The organism is Ochrobactrum sp. CGA5 (genome assembly GCF_006345815.1).
In the GTDB taxonomy this organism is placed as follows: Bacteria; Pseudomonadota; Alphaproteobacteria; order Rhizobiales; family Rhizobiaceae; genus Brucella.
Window position 1 is genome coordinate 402,769 of sequence record NZ_VCIG01000042.1, and the last position, 18,396, is coordinate 421,164.

Below are 18,396 nucleotides of genomic sequence, written 5' to 3' on the forward strand. Positions count from 1 at the left end.
TGTCCGTTCATCGGTTCGGTTACGCTCGCGGGCGATCAGGCACGCTCAATGGAAGGGGCGTGATCGCGGCAGAACGTTTGGAATTCTTCCTGGCTGGCATAGGCTTTCTGCGTACCGGGTCTGGTGATGGAATGGGCGGCATAAAGAGCCGCCTTGTGAAGCGAGGCTTCCACATCGCCGGTTTCGGCGTAAAAGCGGGCAAAGGAGCCGATAAAGGCGTCGCCCGCGCCGGTCGTATCTTTGGGTGTGACCTTGACCGGTGGGATATTGACGATTTCGCTTGCCGTAATCATGCGCGCGCCGCGTCCGCCAAGCGTGACGATGACAGTGCGGATGCCGCGCGCGATGAGCGAACGTGCAGCGGCGACGATTTCATCGTCCGTGCCGGTCGACAAGCCGGAGAGGATTGCCAACTCGCTCTCGTTCGGTACGAGAAAAGTCACCTGCCGGATCAGATCGGGATCGAGATCTGCGGCGGCAGGCGCGGGATTCAAAATGGTTTCAATGCCGTTTTCGGCGGCAAAGGCGATGGTATGGTAGACGGTCTCGACCGGAACTTCCATCTGCATCAGAATGAGACCACAGGCTTTCAGGTCATCCGCGGCCTTGTCGACTTCCGCAGGCAGCAGATCGGCATTGGCGCCCTTGACGATCAGGATCGAGTTTTCGCCGGATGGCTCGACGAAGATCGGTGCAACGCCGCTCGACCTGCCGGGAACTTTGCGCACGTGGCGCGTATCTACGCCAAACTGGTTCAGATTGCTGATTGTGCTGTCGGCGAAAATATCGTCGCCCACACGCGTGACCATCATCACATCTGCGCCAAGGCGCGCGGCAGCCACGGCCTGATTGGCGCCCTTCCCGCCACAGCCGATTTCAAATGTGGGGGCCTCCAGCGTTTCGCCGGGGCCGGGCATGCGGTTCACATAGGTGATGAGGTCCACCATGTTGGAGCCGACCACTCCGATTTTCTTCGTCATTGGGTGCGTCCTCTAAATTCAGGCGGTCTGGAGTGAACGGATTTTTGTTTCGAATTGCTCGGCAGATGGCTGATCGAGATAGCCGACGCGCACGAGGAAAACGGCGCGCTCGCCCGATGCCAGTACCTGAACATTGTTCTTGGCTTTTTCCGCCAGATAACCTTCCGGTTCGCAGGTCGAGGGCAGGGCAAAGGCTGCAACTTGAGCGTCCCCGTTCGCGAGAATCCAGCGCACGGTCTTGGGGAAGATGTCGGTCGGGTACGAAATGCCAAATCCGTCGCCCTCTGGAAGTTGCATCATCAGATGCGTCTTGCCATCCGTGTCTTTCGGCAGGCCGCGAATATAAAAGACCTGTTCGGGGTCGTAACGCTCCGGTTCATCCAGTACTTCCATTGCGGCTGGATCCGTGGCCAGCTCGTCGATCAGCGACAGGTAATCATCATTAGGCGTAACGTGGCCGGGAACGGCTGTCCGCACCTGCACGTGATCCGGCGTATAGGGCACCGGCTGCACGATCCGCGCACCTTCCGCATAGGCGAAATTGACGTGGCACATATACATCAACTCCATCGGGGCGGATGAAAGGTTCTCCACGTCCATGGTGATGTCGAACAGCGTTTCGTCGGCATGAAGCCGCACGCTTGGCCGTGCCAGATAATGCGCGCCGAAGCCCATCACATATTCATATTCGCCGGTGATTTCGACAAAGGCACCGCGCTCGTCATGGCCGAAGAGAAGACCGGCCTTGTCCATTTTCGCACAGGCCATTTCGCCATGCAGAAGATGATTGTCCTGAGGCGAAGGACAGCCATTGCGCAGGATGCCGCTGTGGAATGCAAAGCAGCCATAGGTCTCGACGATGGTGGTTGCCGGGCGCGGCATGGAGAAGCTGTTGCCCATGGTGAGGTCCACGCCGTCGAATTCCGCGCCCCAGATCATCTGGCCCATGAAGGGCAGCACGATGATGTTGCCGCGTTCGTTCTCGACCAGCAGCGCCTCAATGCCGCTTGGATAGCGAAAGGCGGTGACGCTGAGGCCATAGGTATTGGCGATCACATGCGGCTGTTGGACAAAATCCTGGCGACGAAGATGAAACTCGATTTCTTGCATAGCGGATCACCTGCCCTGATTGCGCGATGCGTTGATCGCGATGACAAGAATGAGGAAAGCGCCCCAGATGAAATCGATAAGATGGTTGGAAAATCGCATCATCTGGAAGCCGGAAGAAAGCAGCATCAGGGCAATCAACGCGATGGCAATGCCCAGAACGCGCCCCTTTCCGCCTGCCGGATTGGTGCCGCCGAGAACGGCAATGAGGACTGCCTGTAGTAGATAGGATGCGCCATAATCCGACTTGGCGGCATTCGTGCGGCCGGAAAGAATAATCCCGGCTATTGAAGCCAGCACTCCGGTCAGCATGTAGGAATAGAGGATCATGCGATCCTTGCGGATACCGGCAAAAACGGCAGCGCGCGGATTGGTGCCGATCAGCATGAGATTGATGCCAAGCGTCGTACGTGTCAGCAGAATTGCCACGACGATGCACACGGCGACGAACAGCAGAAATGGTGAAGCAATACCGAATATCTTGCCATTACCGACCCAGTTCCATACATCCGGGAAGCCGACGATGGCTGGGCCGCCGGTCAGAACCAGAGCGAGTCCCATCAACACCTGTCCGGTGCCGAGCGTGGCAAGGATCGGCGTGATGCGCAGTTTGGCTATCAAAAGGCCGTTGACCAACCCCGATACCAGCCCGACGAGCAAAGCAAGCAATATGCCGATAATGGTATAGAACAGCATGCCTGAGCCGGAAGCCTGTGCCGCCTGTACCATGGAGGAGTGGAAATAGACTCCGGCCACGATGCTCGCCAGATTGGCGATGCCCACCACCGACAGATCGATACCGCCAGTCAGCATGGCAATCATCATGGCGACGGAAAGGATTCCGAGCTCCGGCATGATGTAGCTGATGGATTCAAAGTTGTAATACCGCAGGAACTTGTCCGGGTTCATCCAAGTCATTAGCGCAAAGACCAGCACAGTGATGACGATGAGCTGGAGAATATTGCCGTCTCCGCCAAGGATGCGGCGCATGTCGAAAGACTGTTTCATGTCGCGTTCTCCCTTCAGGCGATGCTTTTGCGGTCACGCCATGCGGTGATGGCAGTGGCGGCGATGATGATGAGCCCCACCACGACGCGTTGCCATGTGGTGTCCACCTTCATGATGATGAGTGAGTTTTTGACCATGACGAGCATGAAGACGCCCATCAGCGTACCGAGAACCGAGCCACGTCCGCCGAAGATTGACGCGCCGCCGAGAACCACGGCTGCAATCACGTCCAGCTCCAGTCCAACGAAATCGCGTGGATTGGCAAGCCAGATCATGGAGGAATGCAAAAGACCGGCAAAGCCTGCAAGCGCCCCGGCCACGCAGTAGACGAAGAAGATGGTGCGGCGGGTATTGAAACCGACGCGCTTCGCCGCCTCCGGTGAGCCCCCATAGGCATAAACGCTGCGGCCGATCATCGTATAATTGAGGATAAGATGGATCAGCAGCGCCAGCGTCAGATAGACGAGGAACATCGCGGTAAGGCTGAAGGCTGTTCCCGCGGCATTGGTCAGCGAAACAACATCCATCTTGCCGAATTCGATCAGTTCCTTCGGCATCTTGTTGATGTTGACGGTGCTGGTGCCGACAAGGCCCAGAACCAGCCCGCGCACGACGGAGCCGGTGCCCAGCGTCACGATCAGCGGGATCATCTTGAAGCGATGAATGATGAAACCGTTGAATGCGCCAAGCAGCAGGCCGATCAGCGTTGCCGCGACAAACGGAATGAACACGCCGTCATAGCCGAGATAGACCATGGCGCGGACGGTTAGATACATGGCCGCGATGGCAAAAGCGGTGAAGGAGACGTCGATGCCCCCGGAAATCATCACCAGCAGAACGCCAAGCGCCATAATGCCGATCACGACATTGGAGCGCAGAAGGCCGAAGATGTTGTCCAGCGACCAGAAGGCCGGGTTGATAAGGCCGATAATGACCATCGCCGCGAACAGCACGCAGGCAATGATGAATTCGGTACTGCGAAAAAACTTCATGTGCCGGTTCCTCAATTCAGCGTCTTGAGCCGGTCATTGACGGCATCTTCGGTCATGGTTTCACCGGATAGTTCGTCGACGAAGTGTCCGCGATGCATCACCAGCACACGATTGCAGTTCTGCACCAGTTCAGGCACATCGTCGGAAATCATCAGGACGGCGAGCCCTTCATCGCGAGCGAGCCTGCGGATGATGTTGTGAATCTGCGCCTTGGAGCCGACATCGACGCCGACGGTAGGACCGTTGAGGATCAACACTTTTGCCCCTGTCAAAAGCCAGCGCGCCAGCACCACGCGCTGTGCATTGCCGCCCGACAGGTGATTGACCGGCGTGTGCGGGCCGGGGGCGACGATATGCATTGCCGAAAACATCTCGCGGGTCGTGGCGTCAGCCTTCTTGCGATCAATGAAGAGGCCGCGCACGAATTTCTCGATCGATGTAACGATGATGTTGCGTTCGATCGATTGCGTCAGGAACAGGCCTTCCGTCAGGCGGTCTTCCGGTACATAGGCGACGCCGCAGGCAATGCCTTCCTGCACGGTTTTGGGGTGCACTTGCTTGCCTTCAATGCGAACAGTGCCAGTGAAATCCGGCTTCATGCCGAAGAGCGCGAGCGCGAATTCCGTGCGGCCGGAGCCGATCAATCCCGATATGCCGACGATCTCGCCCGCGTTGAGAGCAAGGCTGGCATTCTCGACCGAGCCCGGAACAGAGAGGTCTTTGATTTCGAGGATCGGATTGGATGAAGCGCCTTCACGTGGCGTCCAGTGATAATGGTCCGATGTGAGGTCCTGGCCAGTCATGGCGCGGGTGATCGATGGTTCGTCAAAATCGGAGATCGGGCCTTCGGCAACCTTCTTGCCGTTGCGGAAAACGGTTAGTCTTTCGCTGATTTCCAGCATCTCGCGCATCTTGTGGCTGACGAAAAGCACAGCGATGCCCTGTGCCTGAATATCGCGCACGATCTTGAACAGCGCATCGACTTCGTGTCGTGTCAGTGCAGTGGTCGGCTCGTCCATGATGATGAGGCGGGCGTCAGCCATGACAGCGCGCGCAATCGCCACGATCTGCTTGCCGGAAGTCGGCAGGCTGTCCACGTCCGCATCGAGGTCGATGCTGACGCCAAGCCGGTCAAGCGCCTTATGCGCCAGTTCGCGCAGGCGTTTCCAGTCGACGCCCTTGCGGCCTTCGATGAGAAAAGTATTGATTGCCAGATTCTCAGCAACAGTCAGGTTCCCGAATAGCGAGAAATCCTGATAGATCACCTGAATGCCATGATGAACCGACTTGACGGGATCGAGCTTGCCGACAGATTTGCCGTCGATCAGTATCTCGCCGTCTTCCGGCGTATAAACGCCCGACATAACCTTGATAATGGTGGATTTGCCGGAGCCGTTCTCGCCGGCGAGGCAGTGGATTTCGCCGGGCTTTATGGCAAAGGAAACGTCGTCCAATGCCCTGACGCCACCGAAGCGTTTTCCGATATGGCGCAGTTCAATCAGGTTTTCACTCATGGGGGGCCTCGTGCAAGGCTGGAATGCGATTTGCAGGATGGGAGGGGCGTGAAGCTCCTCCCATCGAACATCCACGGATATCAGAAGTCGTACTTATCCATGTTTTCCTTGGTCACACCGACCCAACCTGCACCATAGAGCAGGTTCGGCTTGGCAGCGTCGGGTGCCAGCAGGCTTTCATAGCCCGGCAGCCCCAGATTGAGGCCGGCCTTGATCTGGTCATTCTTCTTCTCAAGCGCTGCGACGGCCAACATGTTCATGGCATAGCCAGCTACGGCTGGGTCCCAGAACTGGATGTACTGGATGTCGTCGTTCTTCAGATATTCGCCAGCCACCGAGACGAGGCCTGTGCCTGCGAAGAAGACCTTTCCCTTCAGGCCGCCTTCGGCGATCAGCCGTCCGGCACCCGCCGAGGTTGGCATCGGCGCGCCAAGAATGCCCTTGATGTCGGGATAGGCAGTCATCGCTTCCTTGAGCTTGTTGTAATCGGTATTGGCATCGTCATAGGTTTCGAGACGGCCAGTCGCCTCTGCCATTTCCGGGAAATTGGCCTTCTGGTATTCGACGGCACCGTCGATCCATTCCATCTGCGACTTAGAGGTCAGGCTGCCGACAGTCGCGACATACTTGCCCTTGCCGCCCATCGACTTGCCAAGCTCTTTCATGAGATTGGCGCCGTAAGCCTTGTTGTCGAAGGCTTCGATATCGTAATCGACATTCTGGATGTTGGATGCTTCGTGGCTGATAACGACGATACCACGCTCACGCGCCTTCTTCAGGACCGGCTCCACTGCTTCAACCGAGAACGGCACGATAGCAATAGCGTCTACACCCTGCGCAATCAGGTTTTCAACGATCTGAACCTGTGCCGCAGCATCCGCCTGACTTGGGCCTACCATCCAGACGTCATTGCCGGTGTCGGCCTTGAACTGGTCGACGCCGTCGCGCATGCGGTCGAACCAGGCAATTCCGTCTACCTTCACGACGGTTGCGATGGTGTATTTCTTGTCATTGGCAGTCGTGATGAGTTCCTTGTTGATCTTCGACGTATCAACGACGCCTTCCGCAAAAGCGTGCGGCACGGCAACGGACATGGCAATCGCCACGGATGCTAGAAATCTTTTCACCGGTATTTCCTCCCTGGGAATTCTTTGGTCACCCGAACTTGATGGCTCGGACAAACACAATTGTTGCTACGCCGACGCAACTCAGGAACGGTGAGTGCGTCGGCGTTCTCCTCCATGCCCGGCTTCCCGGCCGGGCGAAAATTCAAGCTGTTTTCCCGCCTGTCTGACGTCCTCGAAGAATGGAATTCTGTTCGAGGTGTGCAAAACCCTGTTGTCATATCCTCCCAACAATGCGAATTATAATGTTACAATTCGATCATTATGTTTGGATCGTTTCACATTTATGTTCAGCCTGTCAAGATCGGATGAACGCATTGCTTCAAATGTGACGGACGTATAAACGGATGAGCGGACTTCAAGGAATGGGGACAGTGTGAGCAGAATCAGCCGGAAGGAAGAGCGGATTGCCGAACTGGTGGCGCTGGTTGATGAAGCCGGCGTGCTTCGTCTGCGTGATGCGGCCGCTCGTCTCGGCGTGTCGGAAATGACCATCCGACGCGATATCGGCAGCGATGGCGGGATGCTGAATTGTTTGGGCGGTTACATTATCCCCACCCAGGACGGCTCGAATGGCGATTATGTCTTTGACTTTGAAAAAGACAGCCATGCCGCTGCGAAAGCGCAGGCTTGTGCCGCAGCAGCGGCCCTGATTGAACCCTATGATACGGTTTTCATCGATTGCGGCACCACCATGCCGCATCTAGCCCACCGGATTCCGCAGAATCAGCACATTACCGTCGTATGCTATGCTCTCAATATTGCGGAAATCCTGTCGCAGCGAAGCGATGTACGCCTCATCGTTCTCGGTGGGCTCTATCACCCGGAAGCGGCATCCTTTTCGGGCGACGAGGGTATCGACGTGCTAAAGCGCGTTAATATCAACAAGGCTTTTCTGTCCGCAGGTGGCGTCGATGAACAGCACGGCATCACCTGTTCGCACTTTCATGAAGTGCCGATCAAGCAGATGGCCATGCAGCGCGCGGTCGAGAAACATCTTGTCGTGGACAAAAGCAAATATGGCAAGGTCCGTGCCGCCCGCTTCGCGGGCATGGCCGATTTCACGTCGATTGTGTCGGGCTAGCTCAGTTTTCTCGTTTCAACAAGCCTTCGAGAAGCGTCTGGAATGCCCTGACCGCCTGTCTCGATGTGGCTTCGGGATCATCTGAGTTGGCAATCCATTGCGCGGCACTGCTGCTCGCCGCATTGATCAGACGCGCGGCTGCTTCCGAGTCTATATCCACGATGACACCTTCTTCGCGCAAGGCGTCGAGGCTTGTGGTTATCGTGCGGATGCAGCCATTGGCGCTCGGCCAACTTGAAGGGTCGCCGAACACGGCCGGTCCATCGCGAAACATGATTCGCTGGATTTCCGGTTCAAGCGCCATCTCGATATAGGCCGTGTTCTCGTCGACAAAACCTTGCCAGCGGTTGGGCGCCTTTGCAGAAATCGTGCACAGTCTTGCGGCCATCTCGCAATCGATCTCGTTGATCACAGCCTGCAGAAGACCTTTCTTGTCACCGAAATGATGATAGAGCGCGCCGCGCGTCAGCCCGGCAGAGGCGGTAAAGTCATCCATTGAAGCTTCGGCATACCCAACGGTGCCGAAAGCCTTGCGGCCCGCAGCCATCAGCTTTGTTCGTGTTTCGGCAATCATTTCGCTTCGCGGTTTACGCATCGTCGCTCCATTTATTTGCATACGCTGCGTATATTAGTTGACATACGCAGCGTATCAATTATTTAATTAACATACGGACCGTATGCAAGTATTGTAGTTTCCCCTTTCAAGGACCCACTCTGATGGCTAATCCATATAGAGAAATTTTCAGCGCTCCAGGCGCTATCGGCTTTTCGGCGGCTGCGTTCTTTGCCCGTCTGCCTATCGCAATGGCACCCGTCGGCATTGTGGCTATGCTGGCGCAGACCCATGGCGAATATTGGCTGGCTGGCGCGGTTTCCGCCACCTTCGCGCTGACGAATGCATTCATAGCGCCGCAGATATCGCGGCTTGTCGACCGTTACGGGCAAAGCCGCATCGTCATGCCTACCACAATCGTTTCGGTTATCGCCTTCGCACTTCTGATCATAGCTACAAACCAGGGGTGGGCAAACTGGACTTTGTTCGTTTCGGCATTCTTTGCGGGCGCAATGCCAAGTATCCCGGCAATGGTCCGGGCAAGATGGACAGAAATTTTTCGCAACCGTCCTGAATTGAATACCGCGTTTGCGTTCGAGTCGGCGGCGGACGAACTGGTCTATATTTCAGGCGCATCCCTTTCCGTGGCGTTGGCGGTGTCACTGTTTCCCGAAGCGGGGATGCTTATCAGCACGGCTTTCCTGACCGTTGGCACAATTGCCTTTCTTTTGCAGCGTTCCAGCGAGCCGCCGGTTCGCCCGCTTGACCAGAGCAGTCCGCAACGTTCCGCAATTTGGTCACGCCCCGTTCAGATCATCACGCTGGCGCTCATCTTCGTCGGTTCCACCTTTGCGACAGCCGAAGTTAGCGTCGTGGCGATCACACGCGAACTTGGTCAACCGGGCGCAGCCAGTCTTGTAATCGGTGTCTATGCAATCGGTTCGTTCCTTCTCGGGATAACGCTTGGTGCATTGGCGCTTCGTATCCCCTTGCAGCGCCAACTAATGATCGCCGTCAGCGTGCTGGCCCTGACTGCACTGCCGCTACCCTTTGCCGGAACATCGACCACACTTCTCGCAACGGCTGTGTTTCTCAGCGGCATCGCGATTTCGCCAACGTTCATCACGGCATTCGGCCTGATCGAACGCCGTGTGCCGGAGACGATGCTGACCGAAGGTATTACGTGGGTCATGACCGGTATTGGTATTGGAATGGCGCTTGGCGCGTTCGTTTCCGGCTGGGTGGTCGACAATTTCGGTGCCGCGAACGGCTTCTGGGTTTCTGTTGTCGCGAGCTTCAGCGCGGTTGCAACCGTCGCGCTTGGTCAGGTCAGCCTGTCCGGCGGGCGGGAGGCTGTCGAATGTGACGCGCTATGCGCAGCAGAAGCGGCGGAATGATCCTCTGACGAGCGGGCTTTGCCCGCTCGTCAATTTCCGTAAATACGCTCTTCCATCGGGGTAGAGACAATTAGTTCCTTCAGCCCGGCAAGCATGGCTTTCTCGGCCTTGTTGAGATTGGCTTCTGGATTGTGAATCAGGAAAACATCAATGGCGGGTGGGTTATCATAAGGCGGTAGACGCCAGAGAAGACCGTCGTCAATCTCGCGCCGCGCAACATGCAGCGGAAGCGGTCCGATGCCAAGGCCGGTGATAATCATCCGGCGTACTTCTTCAAGGCTTGAGGACGTGCCGACAACATCCGGCGAAAGCCGCGCCTCGCTGCGTAGCAGCGCCACAGGGCGCAACGCGTCGGCAATATGATCCGTCTGGAACGAAACCGATGGCTCTCCCTTCAGATCGGCGAGCGTCAGCCCCGACTGGCCGAACATCCGGTGCCGGGGACCGCAGAAAAAGCCGAAGAACTCGCGATAGACCATAGTGTAGTCGAGGGCGGGATCTCGATTGCTCACCAGACCAAGGCCGAAGGAAGCGCGTTTCTCCCGCACAAGCCGGGCCACTTCGGTGCTGGCGGATACATTGATGGTCAGTGTCGCGCGGGGATGCTGTTCGTGGAAGAGCGCAAGTGCCCGATCAAAGATGGGCGAAACAATATGGCTGGCGACGGAAATCGTGACATGGCCGGTTACGTCGTCTCCAACCCCGCGCACAAGTTGCGGCAGTTGGGAAATCGCGCCGAAGACCTCAATGCTCTGTTCATAGAGCAGTTTGCCGACTTCGGTCAGTTCAAAGTGGGTGGCGTCTCGCTCGACCAGGCGCTGGCCGATGCGGTCTTCGAGCCGTCGCAGCGCATTGCTCACACTCGGCTGTTTGAGGTTGAGCCGTTCGGCAGCGCGGGTAATGCTTTTGACCTCGGCGATCACCACGAAACTGCGCAGCAGGTTCCAGTCCAGATCCCAGACAAGGCGTTCGGGGCGGTGCAGCGACATGGTTTCATCCATTCATGAAATCTATGCAATCCATTCGCATTATCTATTTGCGAAATGTATGCATAAAAGCAATCATAAAAATTGGGAGGCATGAACAAGCCTCAAGAAAAACAAACAAAGGGAAGTCGGGAACAGCATGTTTAACAAATTCACGGGTTTCATTGCCGCTGCCGCGGTCGCCGCCACCGCAGTTTTTGCGGTTGCGCCCGCGCAGGCGGACGATCTGGAAAAGATCAAGGCATCGGGCGAATTGAAAATCGCTATGAGCGGCCAGTACCCGCCGTTCAATTTCGTCAACGAGAAGAATGAGGTTGTGGGTTTTGATGCTTCCATAGGTTCGGCGATTGCCGAGCGCATGCAGCTCAAGCCGCAGCTCATCACTACCGCGTGGGACGGTATTGTTGCAGGTCTCCGTGCGGGCAAGTTCGATACCGTCGTCGGCTCCATGACGATTACGCCGGAGCGTGAAAAGGCAGTAGATTTCGTGGGGCCGTATTATCACGCGGGCCGTGCGGTTTTCGTAAAGGAAGACTCTGCCGTTCAAAAGCTCGACGATCTCAAGGGCAAGACGCTGGGCGTGACGCTTGGCGAAACCCATGAGAAATGGGCGCGTGAGCAGGGCGGCTGGACCATTCGCACCTATAAGGGCTTGCCGGAACTGATGCTCGAACTGAATTCCGGTCGTGTTGACGCCATTGTCGTGGATAACATCCCGGTCATGGTAGCGATCAAGGAAACCGGGCAGAAGGTCCGTAAGCTTGATACACCGGACATCGAAGGCGGTAGCGTCGCCATCGGCATCGCAATCCGCAAGAACAATCCTGAGCTGAAGGCAGCAATGCAGAAGGCTCTGGACGAGATCATGGCCGACGGCACCTACGAGAAGATCTCGATGCAGTGGATCGGCAGCGATATCCGCTGATCTGTCATCCCGGCCCGGTAATTGCCCGGGCCGGCTGAGAACCGATTGACCGGAGTTTTCCGATGGATTTTGCGTTGATGCAGCGCGTCCTCCCGTTTTTTCTGGAGGCGGCATGGGTAACTGTGCAAATTTCGGCGCTGGCCCTTATCCTGGGTCTTGCAGTGGCAGCATTCCTTGTGGCGGCGCGTCTGTCCCGCTCACCCATTCTGCGGGGATTTGCGATCGCCTATGTCAGTGTCTTTCGTGGCACACCCTGTCTTGTCCAGCTTTTCATTCTCTATTTCGGCGGCCCGCAGATCGGCATCAATCTGGAGCCGTTTGCCGCCGGCGTTATCGGGCTCGGGTTGAATATCGGCGCCTACATGTCGGAATCGATCCGTGGCGCAATCCAGAGTGTGGATCGCGGGCAGAGCGAAGCGGCGCGCTCCATCGGTTTCGGGCGGGGCCAGACTATGCGGCTCGTCGTGCTGCCGCAGGCGGCTCGCCTGATGATCCGTCCGCTCGGCGTCAACGCTATTGCCCTTCTTAAGGGGTCAGCGCTGGTCTCCACCATTTCGGTGGTTGAACTGACCTATACGGCGCAACGTTTCATCGGTTCGACCTACAAACCGTTCGAGATATTCGGCGTCGCTGCCGTTCTCTATATGATCATCATCTATATCGTGGCGCGTGGGGTCGATCTTCTCGACAAGCGCTTCGCGGCGCAGTGAGGGAGAACTGGATGCAAGCCCTCGATTTCAGCATTGTCACTCCCTATACGGATCTGCTTCTGACCGGACTGTGGTGGACGCTGGTTCTGACTGTTGCTTCGGCATTCTTGAGTTTTGTGCTTGGGATAGGGTTCGCGCTGGTGGTGCTTTATGCGCCTGCGATCCTCGCCTGGCCGGTACGGTTTTTCATGTGGCTGTTCATGGGAACGCCGCTTCTGCTGCAACTGTTTCTGATCTATTTCGGGCTGGTGCAGGTCGGTATCGATATTCCCGCGCTTGGCGCCGGCATTATCGGCCTAAGCCTGCACTTTGCCGTCTATAATGCCGATATTATCCGGGCAGGGATTGTTGCTGTCGATCCCGGCCAGATGGAAGGCGCCCGTTCGATCGGTTTCAGCCACGGTCAGGCTCTGCGCTATATCGTCATTCCGCAGGCGATCCGCAACACGATCCCGCCAATCGGCAACAACATGATCGTGCTTCTGAAGGATACGTCTCTGGTTTCGATCATTGGCATTGCGGAGCTGGTGCACAGTGCCCAGCTTGCCATCAGCGAAACCTTCAGCCCGTTTGAATTCTATATCACAGTTGCGGCCATCTATTACGTGGTCAATCTCGTCCTCGAAGCAGGACTGCGGCGCATTGAAAGAAAAGTGGAGGTCACGCGATGAGCAGCTCCAAATCTGCAAAACCGATGGTTGAAGTGAAGGGTGCCCGCAAGGCTTATGGCGCGCTGGAAGTGCTGAAAGGTATCGACCTTTCAGTGGTTCGTGGTCAGATCGTTGCGATTATCGGCCCCAGTGGTTCCGGCAAAAGCACGCTTCTGCGTTCGATCAATCATCTCGAGACGCTGAATGGCGGGGAGGTGTGGCTCGACGGTGTGCAGGTCAACCAGCCGCTGACTGGACAGGCTTTTGAAAAGCACATCAATGCGGTGCGCCAGCAGATGGGGATGGTGTTCCAGCACTTCAATCTGTTTCCGCATCTGACGGTGCTGGAAAACATCACGCTTGGTCCGATCAAGCTCAAAGGCATGGACAGGGACACAGCACGCACGCTGGCGCTGGAACTTTTGACGAAAGTGGGGCTTGCCGACAAGATCGACGTCTACCCTTCACGCCTTTCAGGTGGTCAGAAGCAGCGCGTGGCCATTGCCCGCGCGCTCGCTATGCAGCCGAAAGTGATGCTGTTTGACGAAGCCACTTCGGCACTCGATCCCGAGCTGGTGGACGAAGTCAATGCTGTCATGAAGCAGCTTGCCGCCGAACATATGACGATGCTCATCGTCACGCACGAGATGCGCTTTGCCGGTGAGGTCGCCGACCGCATCCTGTTCATGGATGGTGGTGTGGTGGTGGAAGAAGGACCGCCAGATCAGATTCTGAGCAATCCGGTGCAGGAGCGTACCCGTTCTTTCCTCAAGAAATATCTTGCGGCGTGAGGTGTTGAAATGAGCGAGAGAAACGTCAGCGGTTTTCCCGATTTCGGACTGACCCCGGCGCAGCGGCGCGAGGCTGTCCTCGGCCATTATTACGAATATCCTGGCATGGATGGGCCGCGCGGTGAAATCTGGTGCTACACAGACGCCTATTCCTATCTTCCGGGCGCGACTGTCCATTTGCAGGTGAGCGCAACCGCCTCGCGTTTCGATATCGAAATCGTGCGGGATGGTGCGGTAGAAACGCCGGTCTTCTCCAAACGCGGAATTGACTGCAAATGGCAGGAAACACCGGCGCAATGTTCGGTCGTCGGTTGCGGATGGGAAACGACGTATGCCTTCAAGACGGATGAGAACTGGCCTTCTGGCGCTTATCGCATCACATTGAAGGCGCATGGCAATGACGGTGAGCCGATTCATTGCCATCACCTTTTCATTCTGCGTCCAGCGGCAGGCCGTAAAACCGGTCGTATCCTGCAAGTCGCTGCGACAGGCACATGGACGGCCTATAATACCTGGGGTGGTTCCAACCATTATCAGGGCATCACGGGGCCGAACGGCGATCAATATGCGACGACGGTAAGCATCGAGCGGCCGTTCTGCCGCGGCTTTGTTGTGCTGCCGTCCGATGCGCCGCGGGTGCCGTTGGAAATCGTGACGCCGCCCGCCGCGCCCCCTCGCTACCCGCATATGGAATGGGCCTATGCCAACGGCTATTCCAAGAAGTATGCCTCTTCCGGCTGGGCAAGCTATGACAGCCTTTTCTTCCGCTGGGCCGAGCGGGAAGGCTATGCGGTTGATCTCGCCAGCCAGCATGAGCTGCATTTCTCACCCGAAATTCTCGACGGGTATGATTGTGTGGTCTTTGTCGGTCATGACGAATACTGGACGTGGGAAATGCGCGATGCTGTCGATCATTATGTCGATGGCGGCGGCCGTGCGGCCCGTTTTGCGGGCAATTTCATGTGGCAGACGCGGCTTGAGGATGATGGCAAGCGCCAGACTTGCTACAAATATCGCGCCCGCGCTGAAGACCCGGTTTATCGTTCTGCCGATCCGCGCCGCACCAGCGGTTGCTGGGAAGCAGCGGAAACCGGGCGGCCTGCCGCTGAAACCTTCGGTCTCAATGCGCTGCGCGGGCTTTATGTCGGCTGGGGCGGTTGCGCACCACGCGGCGTTCGGGGGTTCCCGGTCTATCGCCCCGAACACTGGGCCTTTGCTGGCACGGGAATCTATTACGGCGATCTTCTTGGCGCGGAAGGCCATGCGTTTGGATATGAAGTCGACGGGCTCGATTATGTAATCCGGGGCGGTCTGCCTGAACCGGAGGAGGGCAGCGGCGCTCCCGATGGATTACAGATTCTGGCGCTTGGCATGTCGTCTCTGAAGGAAGAGAGCGCTGATATTCCAGCCGACGACCAGTTCCTCTCCGATGCCGATGCCAAATTTGTGGCCGATACGCTGATCGGCGACAATGGCAATGAAGCTGTTGAACGCATTAAGCGCGGCTGCGGCATGATCGTCAATTTCCCGCGCGGCAAGGGCGAGGTCTTCCACGTCGGAAGCTGCGAGTGGGTCGCGGCTCTCAAACGTGGCGACCGGATGGTCGAACGTGTGACCGCCAATGTTCTCAACCAATATCTCAAGCGCTGACAGAGTAACGCCATGCTGAACACAAAAGCACAGAATGAACGTCCGGCATCACATCTTTTCTACCAGTCTCGCCTGCGCAAGCCGCTGGTGGATCGTGCCGAAGGCATCTACATCTGGGATCAGGACGGGCGCCGGGTTATCGACGGGTCGAGCGGGGCGATGGTGGTCAATATCGGCCATGGCAATCGCAATGTGCTCGACGCTATGAAAGAGCAGATGGATCGCGTCACCTTCGCCTATCGCCTGCACTTTGAAAACGAGCCGGCGGAAGATTTGGCACGTATGGCTGCCGAGCGTATGCCGGAGGGCCTGGACAAGATTTTCTTTGTCTCTGGCGGTTCGGAAGCGGTTGAATCCTGCATCAAGCTTGCCCGCCAATGGGCGGTCGCGACCGGGCAGGGCAAGCGCTGGAAAGTGATTTCGCGGTTCCCGTCCTATCATGGCTGCACGCTTGGCGCGCTGGCTGTCACCGGCTATGCGGCCCTGAGCGAACCTTTTGCGCCCATCATGCGCGAAATGCCCAAAGTGCCGGCGCCGACCGCCTATCTCGACCGTGATAATCTTTCGATGGAACAGCGCGGGCAGAAATATGCTGACATGCTGGAGGAGAAAATTCAGGAGGAAGGTCCTGAAAGCGTGCTCGCCTTCATCATGGAACCAATCGGCGGTGCTTCCACCGGCGCGCTGGTCGCGCCCGACAGCTATTATCCACGCATCCGCGAAATCTGCGATCGTTATGGGATCCTGCTCATTCACGACGAGGTGATGAGCGGTGCCGGGCGTACCGGCAAGTTTCTGGGTGGAGATCACTGGAACTGCAAACCCGATCTGATCGCCCTTTCCAAGGGCTTTGCCTCCGGCTATTGCCCGCTGGGCGCGATGGCGGCGCCAGCCCATATAGTGCAGCCGGTGCTGGATGCGGGCGGCTTCCTGCATGGCTTCACCTATGCTGGCAATCCGCTGGCTTGCGCGGCAGGCAAGGCGGTGCTTCAGGAGATTGATCGTCTCGATCTGGTCGGCAATGCCGCTCGCATGGGCGATGCGCTGAAGGGCGAGCTGGAAGGACTGGCGAAGCGCTTCCCTTTCATCGGCGATGTGCGCGGCAAGGGCCTGCTGCTCGCTGCGGAATTCGTTTCCAACCCTGAAACCATGAAGCCTCTGCCGAAGGAACTGAACGCACATCAGCGCATGGTTGATCTCGCCTATGAGCGCGGATTGATCATCTACTCTCGTCGCACGCGCGGTGGCGTCGAGGGCGATCATTTCCTTGTCTGCCCGCCCATGATCGTGAGCCGCGAACAGGTCGGCGAAATCACCGCTATCCTCGGCGATACGCTGGAGGTTCTGGCGCGTGAACTCAAGCTGCCTGTGAATGCGTAAGGAAACTGGATCATGACCGACAAGAAGAAGACGCGCCGCAAGGTGATCATCACCTGCGCGGTGACAGGCTCTGTGCATACTCCAACCATGTCGCCGCATCTGCCGGTGACGCCGGACGAGATAGCAAGCGAAGCCATTGCGGCGGCGGAAGCGGGCGCATCCATCCTGCATCTCCATGCCCGCGATCCGCGCGATGGCAGGCCGTCCGCCAACCCGGACCTGTTCATGCAGTTTCTGCCGCGCATCAAGCAATCGACATCTGCCGTGGTGAATATTTCCACCGGCGGCTCATCGCTGATGACTTTGGAAGACCGGCTGGCCGCGCCGCTTAAGGCACAGCCGGAAATGTGTTCGCTCAATATGGGCTCAATGAATTTCGCGCTGTTCCCGGTGCTCGACAAGCCGCGTGAGTGGAAATACGCATGGGAGCCGGAACTGCTGGAAGCCACGCGGCATTCGATTTTTAAAAACACTTTCGCCGATATGGAAGGCATTCTGACCGGCCTCGGACAGGGCTGCGGCACGCGCTTCGAGTTTGAGTGCTACGATGTCGGTCATCTCTATTCGCTGGCCTATTTCCGAGACCGGGGGCTGGTCTCCGGTCACCTGTTCATCCAGTTTGTCTTTGGCATTCTGGGGGGCATTGGGGCCGATCCAGACAATCTCATGCATATGAAGCGGATCGCCGACAAGCTTTTTGGCGACGATTATTCCTTCTCCGTTCTGGCGGCGGGACGGCACCAGATTCCGATGATTACCATAGCGGCTGCCATGGGCGGCAATGTCCGCGTCGGGCTGGAAGACAGTCTTTATGACGGGCGCGGCCAGCTTGCCAAAAGCAATGCAGATCAGGTGCGGCGCATCCGCAGCATTCTGGATGGTCTGTCGCTGGACGTTGCCACGCCTGACGAGGCGCGTGAATATCTGGGTCTGAAAGGCGGGGACAGGGTGGCGTTCTAGCGCATGTCTCCTGAAAGTGGGAACCGGTTTCGGGAGACAGGCGTAAAACAGGAAATGTTCTAATGCCGAGGATCGTGATGAACAGCACAAAAGACGTTGTGGTCCGGCTTGGCGAACTTGCCGATGTCGAACAGATTCACGAAGCAATCTGTACGATGGGGGCCGGACTTGGCGCCAGGGACAAAATCTCCAGCACGGTTGAGGATTTCCGTCGTTACGGTTTTGGGCCGTATGCTGCTTTTACCAGCCTGATTGCCGAAGTGGACGAAGCATTTGCAGGGCTCGCCCTGTTCTTTCCGATCTTCTCGACATGGTACGGCAAACCCGGCGTCTATGTTCAGGACCTCTACGTGGATGAGGCCTTTCGCGGCAAGGGGATAGGCGAAGTGCTCTTGCGCCACGTCGCCTCCTGGTCAATGGCGCGGGGCGGTGTCTATCTGCGGTTGGCAGTGGACCGGGACAATGTCGCTGCGCAAAGATTTTATGATCGGTTGGGTATTGTCTGGATCGAATCCGACCGCGATCACGGAGCCTATGGCGATGATTTTGCTCGTCTGGCGCGTATTAATCAAATCAGGGAGTAGT

The 18,396-nt window shown here is 57.2% G+C and carries 18 protein-coding genes; 10 read left to right on the top strand and 8 right to left on the bottom strand.

Features of this window, described 5'->3' with window-relative positions; all coding sequences use genetic code 11:
• Positions 1-35 precede the first annotated feature (35 nt).
• The 6 genes from rbsK to FJQ48_RS20185 form a co-directional block, all read right to left on the bottom strand.
• Positions 36-980, bottom strand: coding sequence for a ribokinase (gene rbsK / locus FJQ48_RS20160; RefSeq protein WP_139976688.1), 945 nt, complete (start codon positions 978-980; stop codon positions 36-38).
• 18 nt (positions 981-998) lie between these two features.
• On the bottom strand, positions 999-2,090 hold the full coding sequence (locus tag FJQ48_RS20165) for an aldose 1-epimerase family protein (RefSeq protein WP_139976689.1): 1,092 nt from the start codon (positions 2,088-2,090) through the stop codon (positions 999-1,001).
• Between the two features lie 6 nt (positions 2,091-2,096).
• Positions 2,097-3,095, bottom strand: coding sequence for an ABC transporter permease (locus FJQ48_RS20170; protein ID WP_139976690.1), 999 nt, complete (start codon positions 3,093-3,095; stop codon positions 2,097-2,099).
• 14 nt (positions 3,096-3,109) lie between these two features.
• The gene (locus tag FJQ48_RS20175) at positions 3,110-4,087 is read right to left on the bottom strand and encodes an ABC transporter permease (RefSeq protein WP_139976691.1); all 978 of its coding nucleotides are present in this window, start codon (positions 4,085-4,087) and stop codon (positions 3,110-3,112) included.
• Positions 4,088-4,098: 11 nt separating this feature from the next.
• Complete coding sequence (locus FJQ48_RS20180; RefSeq protein WP_139976692.1) at positions 4,099-5,601, bottom strand: sugar ABC transporter ATP-binding protein; 1,503 nt, start codon at positions 5,599-5,601, stop codon at positions 4,099-4,101.
• Positions 5,602-5,681: 80 nt separating this feature from the next.
• A complete protein-coding gene (locus tag FJQ48_RS20185) occupies positions 5,682-6,728 on the bottom strand; it encodes an autoinducer 2 ABC transporter substrate-binding protein (protein WP_180350266.1) in 1,047 nt (348 codons plus the stop codon).
• A 373-nt stretch (positions 6,729-7,101) separates the two neighbouring features.
• On the opposite strand from FJQ48_RS20185, the gene FJQ48_RS20190 reads away from it, so the two are divergent.
• On the top strand, positions 7,102-7,809 hold the full coding sequence (locus tag FJQ48_RS20190) for a DeoR/GlpR family DNA-binding transcription regulator (protein ID WP_139976693.1): 708 nt from the start codon (positions 7,102-7,104) through the stop codon (positions 7,807-7,809).
• A 1-nt stretch (position 7,810) separates the two neighbouring features.
• Here FJQ48_RS20190 and FJQ48_RS20195 read toward each other — a convergent pair whose 3' ends face one another.
• Positions 7,811-8,404, bottom strand: a complete 594-nt coding sequence (locus tag FJQ48_RS20195) for a TetR/AcrR family transcriptional regulator (RefSeq protein ID WP_139976694.1) — start codon at positions 8,402-8,404, stop codon at positions 7,811-7,813.
• 122 nt (positions 8,405-8,526) lie between these two features.
• On the opposite strand from FJQ48_RS20195, the gene FJQ48_RS20200 reads away from it, so the two are divergent.
• On the top strand, positions 8,527-9,759 hold the full coding sequence (locus FJQ48_RS20200) for an MFS transporter (RefSeq protein WP_139976695.1): 1,233 nt from the start codon (positions 8,527-8,529) through the stop codon (positions 9,757-9,759).
• A 29-nt stretch (positions 9,760-9,788) separates the two neighbouring features.
• Here the strand turns inward: FJQ48_RS20200 and FJQ48_RS20205 are convergent, their stop codons facing one another.
• Complete coding sequence (locus FJQ48_RS20205) at positions 9,789-10,748, bottom strand: LysR family transcriptional regulator (RefSeq protein WP_139976696.1); 960 nt, start codon at positions 10,746-10,748, stop codon at positions 9,789-9,791.
• Positions 10,749-10,884: 136 nt separating this feature from the next.
• Between FJQ48_RS20205 and FJQ48_RS20210 the strand changes: the two genes are divergently transcribed.
• The 8 genes from FJQ48_RS20210 to FJQ48_RS20245 all read left to right on the top strand — a co-directional run bounded on the left by FJQ48_RS20210 (position 10,885) and on the right by FJQ48_RS20245 (position 18,395).
• Complete coding sequence (locus FJQ48_RS20210) at positions 10,885-11,670, top strand: ABC transporter substrate-binding protein (RefSeq protein ID WP_139976697.1); 786 nt, start codon at positions 10,885-10,887, stop codon at positions 11,668-11,670.
• 62 nt (positions 11,671-11,732) lie between these two features.
• Entirely contained in the window at positions 11,733-12,380 is a 648-nt protein-coding gene (locus tag FJQ48_RS20215) for an amino acid ABC transporter permease (protein ID WP_139976698.1), read from the top strand.
• A gap of 11 nt (positions 12,381-12,391) precedes the next feature.
• Positions 12,392-13,051 (top strand): amino acid ABC transporter permease, encoded by a 660-nt coding sequence (locus FJQ48_RS20220; protein ID WP_139976699.1) that lies wholly within the window; start codon positions 12,392-12,394, stop codon positions 13,049-13,051.
• Positions 13,048-13,821 carry an amino acid ABC transporter ATP-binding protein gene (locus tag FJQ48_RS20225; protein ID WP_139976700.1) on the top strand — a complete coding sequence of 258 codons (774 nt, stop codon included), beginning with the start codon at positions 13,048-13,050 and terminating at the stop codon, positions 13,819-13,821. The genes FJQ48_RS20220 and FJQ48_RS20225 overlap by 4 nt, the downstream gene beginning before the upstream one ends.
• A 9-nt stretch (positions 13,822-13,830) precedes the next feature.
• Entirely contained in the window at positions 13,831-15,471 is a 1,641-nt protein-coding gene (locus FJQ48_RS20230) for a N,N-dimethylformamidase beta subunit family domain-containing protein (RefSeq protein WP_139976701.1), read from the top strand.
• A 12-nt stretch (positions 15,472-15,483) separates the two neighbouring features.
• Positions 15,484-16,851 (top strand): aspartate aminotransferase family protein, encoded by a 1,368-nt coding sequence (locus FJQ48_RS20235; RefSeq protein ID WP_139976702.1) that lies wholly within the window; start codon positions 15,484-15,486, stop codon positions 16,849-16,851.
• A 12-nt stretch (positions 16,852-16,863) separates the two neighbouring features.
• A complete protein-coding gene (locus FJQ48_RS20240) occupies positions 16,864-17,811 on the top strand; it encodes a 3-keto-5-aminohexanoate cleavage protein (RefSeq protein ID WP_139976703.1) in 948 nt (315 codons plus the stop codon).
• Positions 17,812-17,873: 62 nt separating this feature from the next.
• Positions 17,874-18,395 (top strand): GNAT family N-acetyltransferase, encoded by a 522-nt coding sequence (locus FJQ48_RS20245; protein WP_139976704.1) that lies wholly within the window; start codon positions 17,874-17,876, stop codon positions 18,393-18,395.
• Position 18,396 lies beyond the last annotated feature (1 nt).

Coding starts and splice junctions, on each gene's coding strand:
- FJQ48_RS20245 (WP_139976704.1), top strand. CDS start 17,874: ATGCCGAGGATCGTGATGAACAGCACAAAAGACGTTGTGGTCCGGCTT.
- FJQ48_RS20170 (WP_139976690.1), bottom strand. CDS start 3,095: ATGAAACAGTCTTTCGACATGCGCCGCATCCTTGGCGGAGACGGCAAT.
- FJQ48_RS20215 (WP_139976698.1), top strand. CDS start 11,733: ATGGATTTTGCGTTGATGCAGCGCGTCCTCCCGTTTTTTCTGGAGGCG.
- FJQ48_RS20205 (WP_139976696.1), bottom strand. CDS start 10,748: ATGTCGCTGCACCGCCCCGAACGCCTTGTCTGGGATCTGGACTGGAAC.
- FJQ48_RS20225 (WP_139976700.1), top strand. CDS start 13,048: ATGAGCAGCTCCAAATCTGCAAAACCGATGGTTGAAGTGAAGGGTGCC.
- FJQ48_RS20175 (WP_139976691.1), bottom strand. CDS start 4,087: ATGAAGTTTTTTCGCAGTACCGAATTCATCATTGCCTGCGTGCTGTTC.
- FJQ48_RS20220 (WP_139976699.1), top strand. CDS start 12,392: ATGCAAGCCCTCGATTTCAGCATTGTCACTCCCTATACGGATCTGCTT.
- FJQ48_RS20165 (WP_139976689.1), bottom strand. CDS start 2,090: ATGCAAGAAATCGAGTTTCATCTTCGTCGCCAGGATTTTGTCCAACAG.
- FJQ48_RS20230 (WP_139976701.1), top strand. CDS start 13,831: ATGAGCGAGAGAAACGTCAGCGGTTTTCCCGATTTCGGACTGACCCCG.
- FJQ48_RS20195 (WP_139976694.1), bottom strand. CDS start 8,404: ATGCGTAAACCGCGAAGCGAAATGATTGCCGAAACACGAACAAAGCTG.
- FJQ48_RS20180 (WP_139976692.1), bottom strand. CDS start 5,601: ATGAGTGAAAACCTGATTGAACTGCGCCATATCGGAAAACGCTTCGGT.
- rbsK (WP_139976688.1), bottom strand. CDS start 980: ATGACGAAGAAAATCGGAGTGGTCGGCTCCAACATGGTGGACCTCATC.
- FJQ48_RS20200 (WP_139976695.1), top strand. CDS start 8,527: ATGGCTAATCCATATAGAGAAATTTTCAGCGCTCCAGGCGCTATCGGC.
- FJQ48_RS20235 (WP_139976702.1), top strand. CDS start 15,484: ATGCTGAACACAAAAGCACAGAATGAACGTCCGGCATCACATCTTTTC.
- FJQ48_RS20240 (WP_139976703.1), top strand. CDS start 16,864: ATGACCGACAAGAAGAAGACGCGCCGCAAGGTGATCATCACCTGCGCG.
- FJQ48_RS20210 (WP_139976697.1), top strand. CDS start 10,885: ATGTTTAACAAATTCACGGGTTTCATTGCCGCTGCCGCGGTCGCCGCC.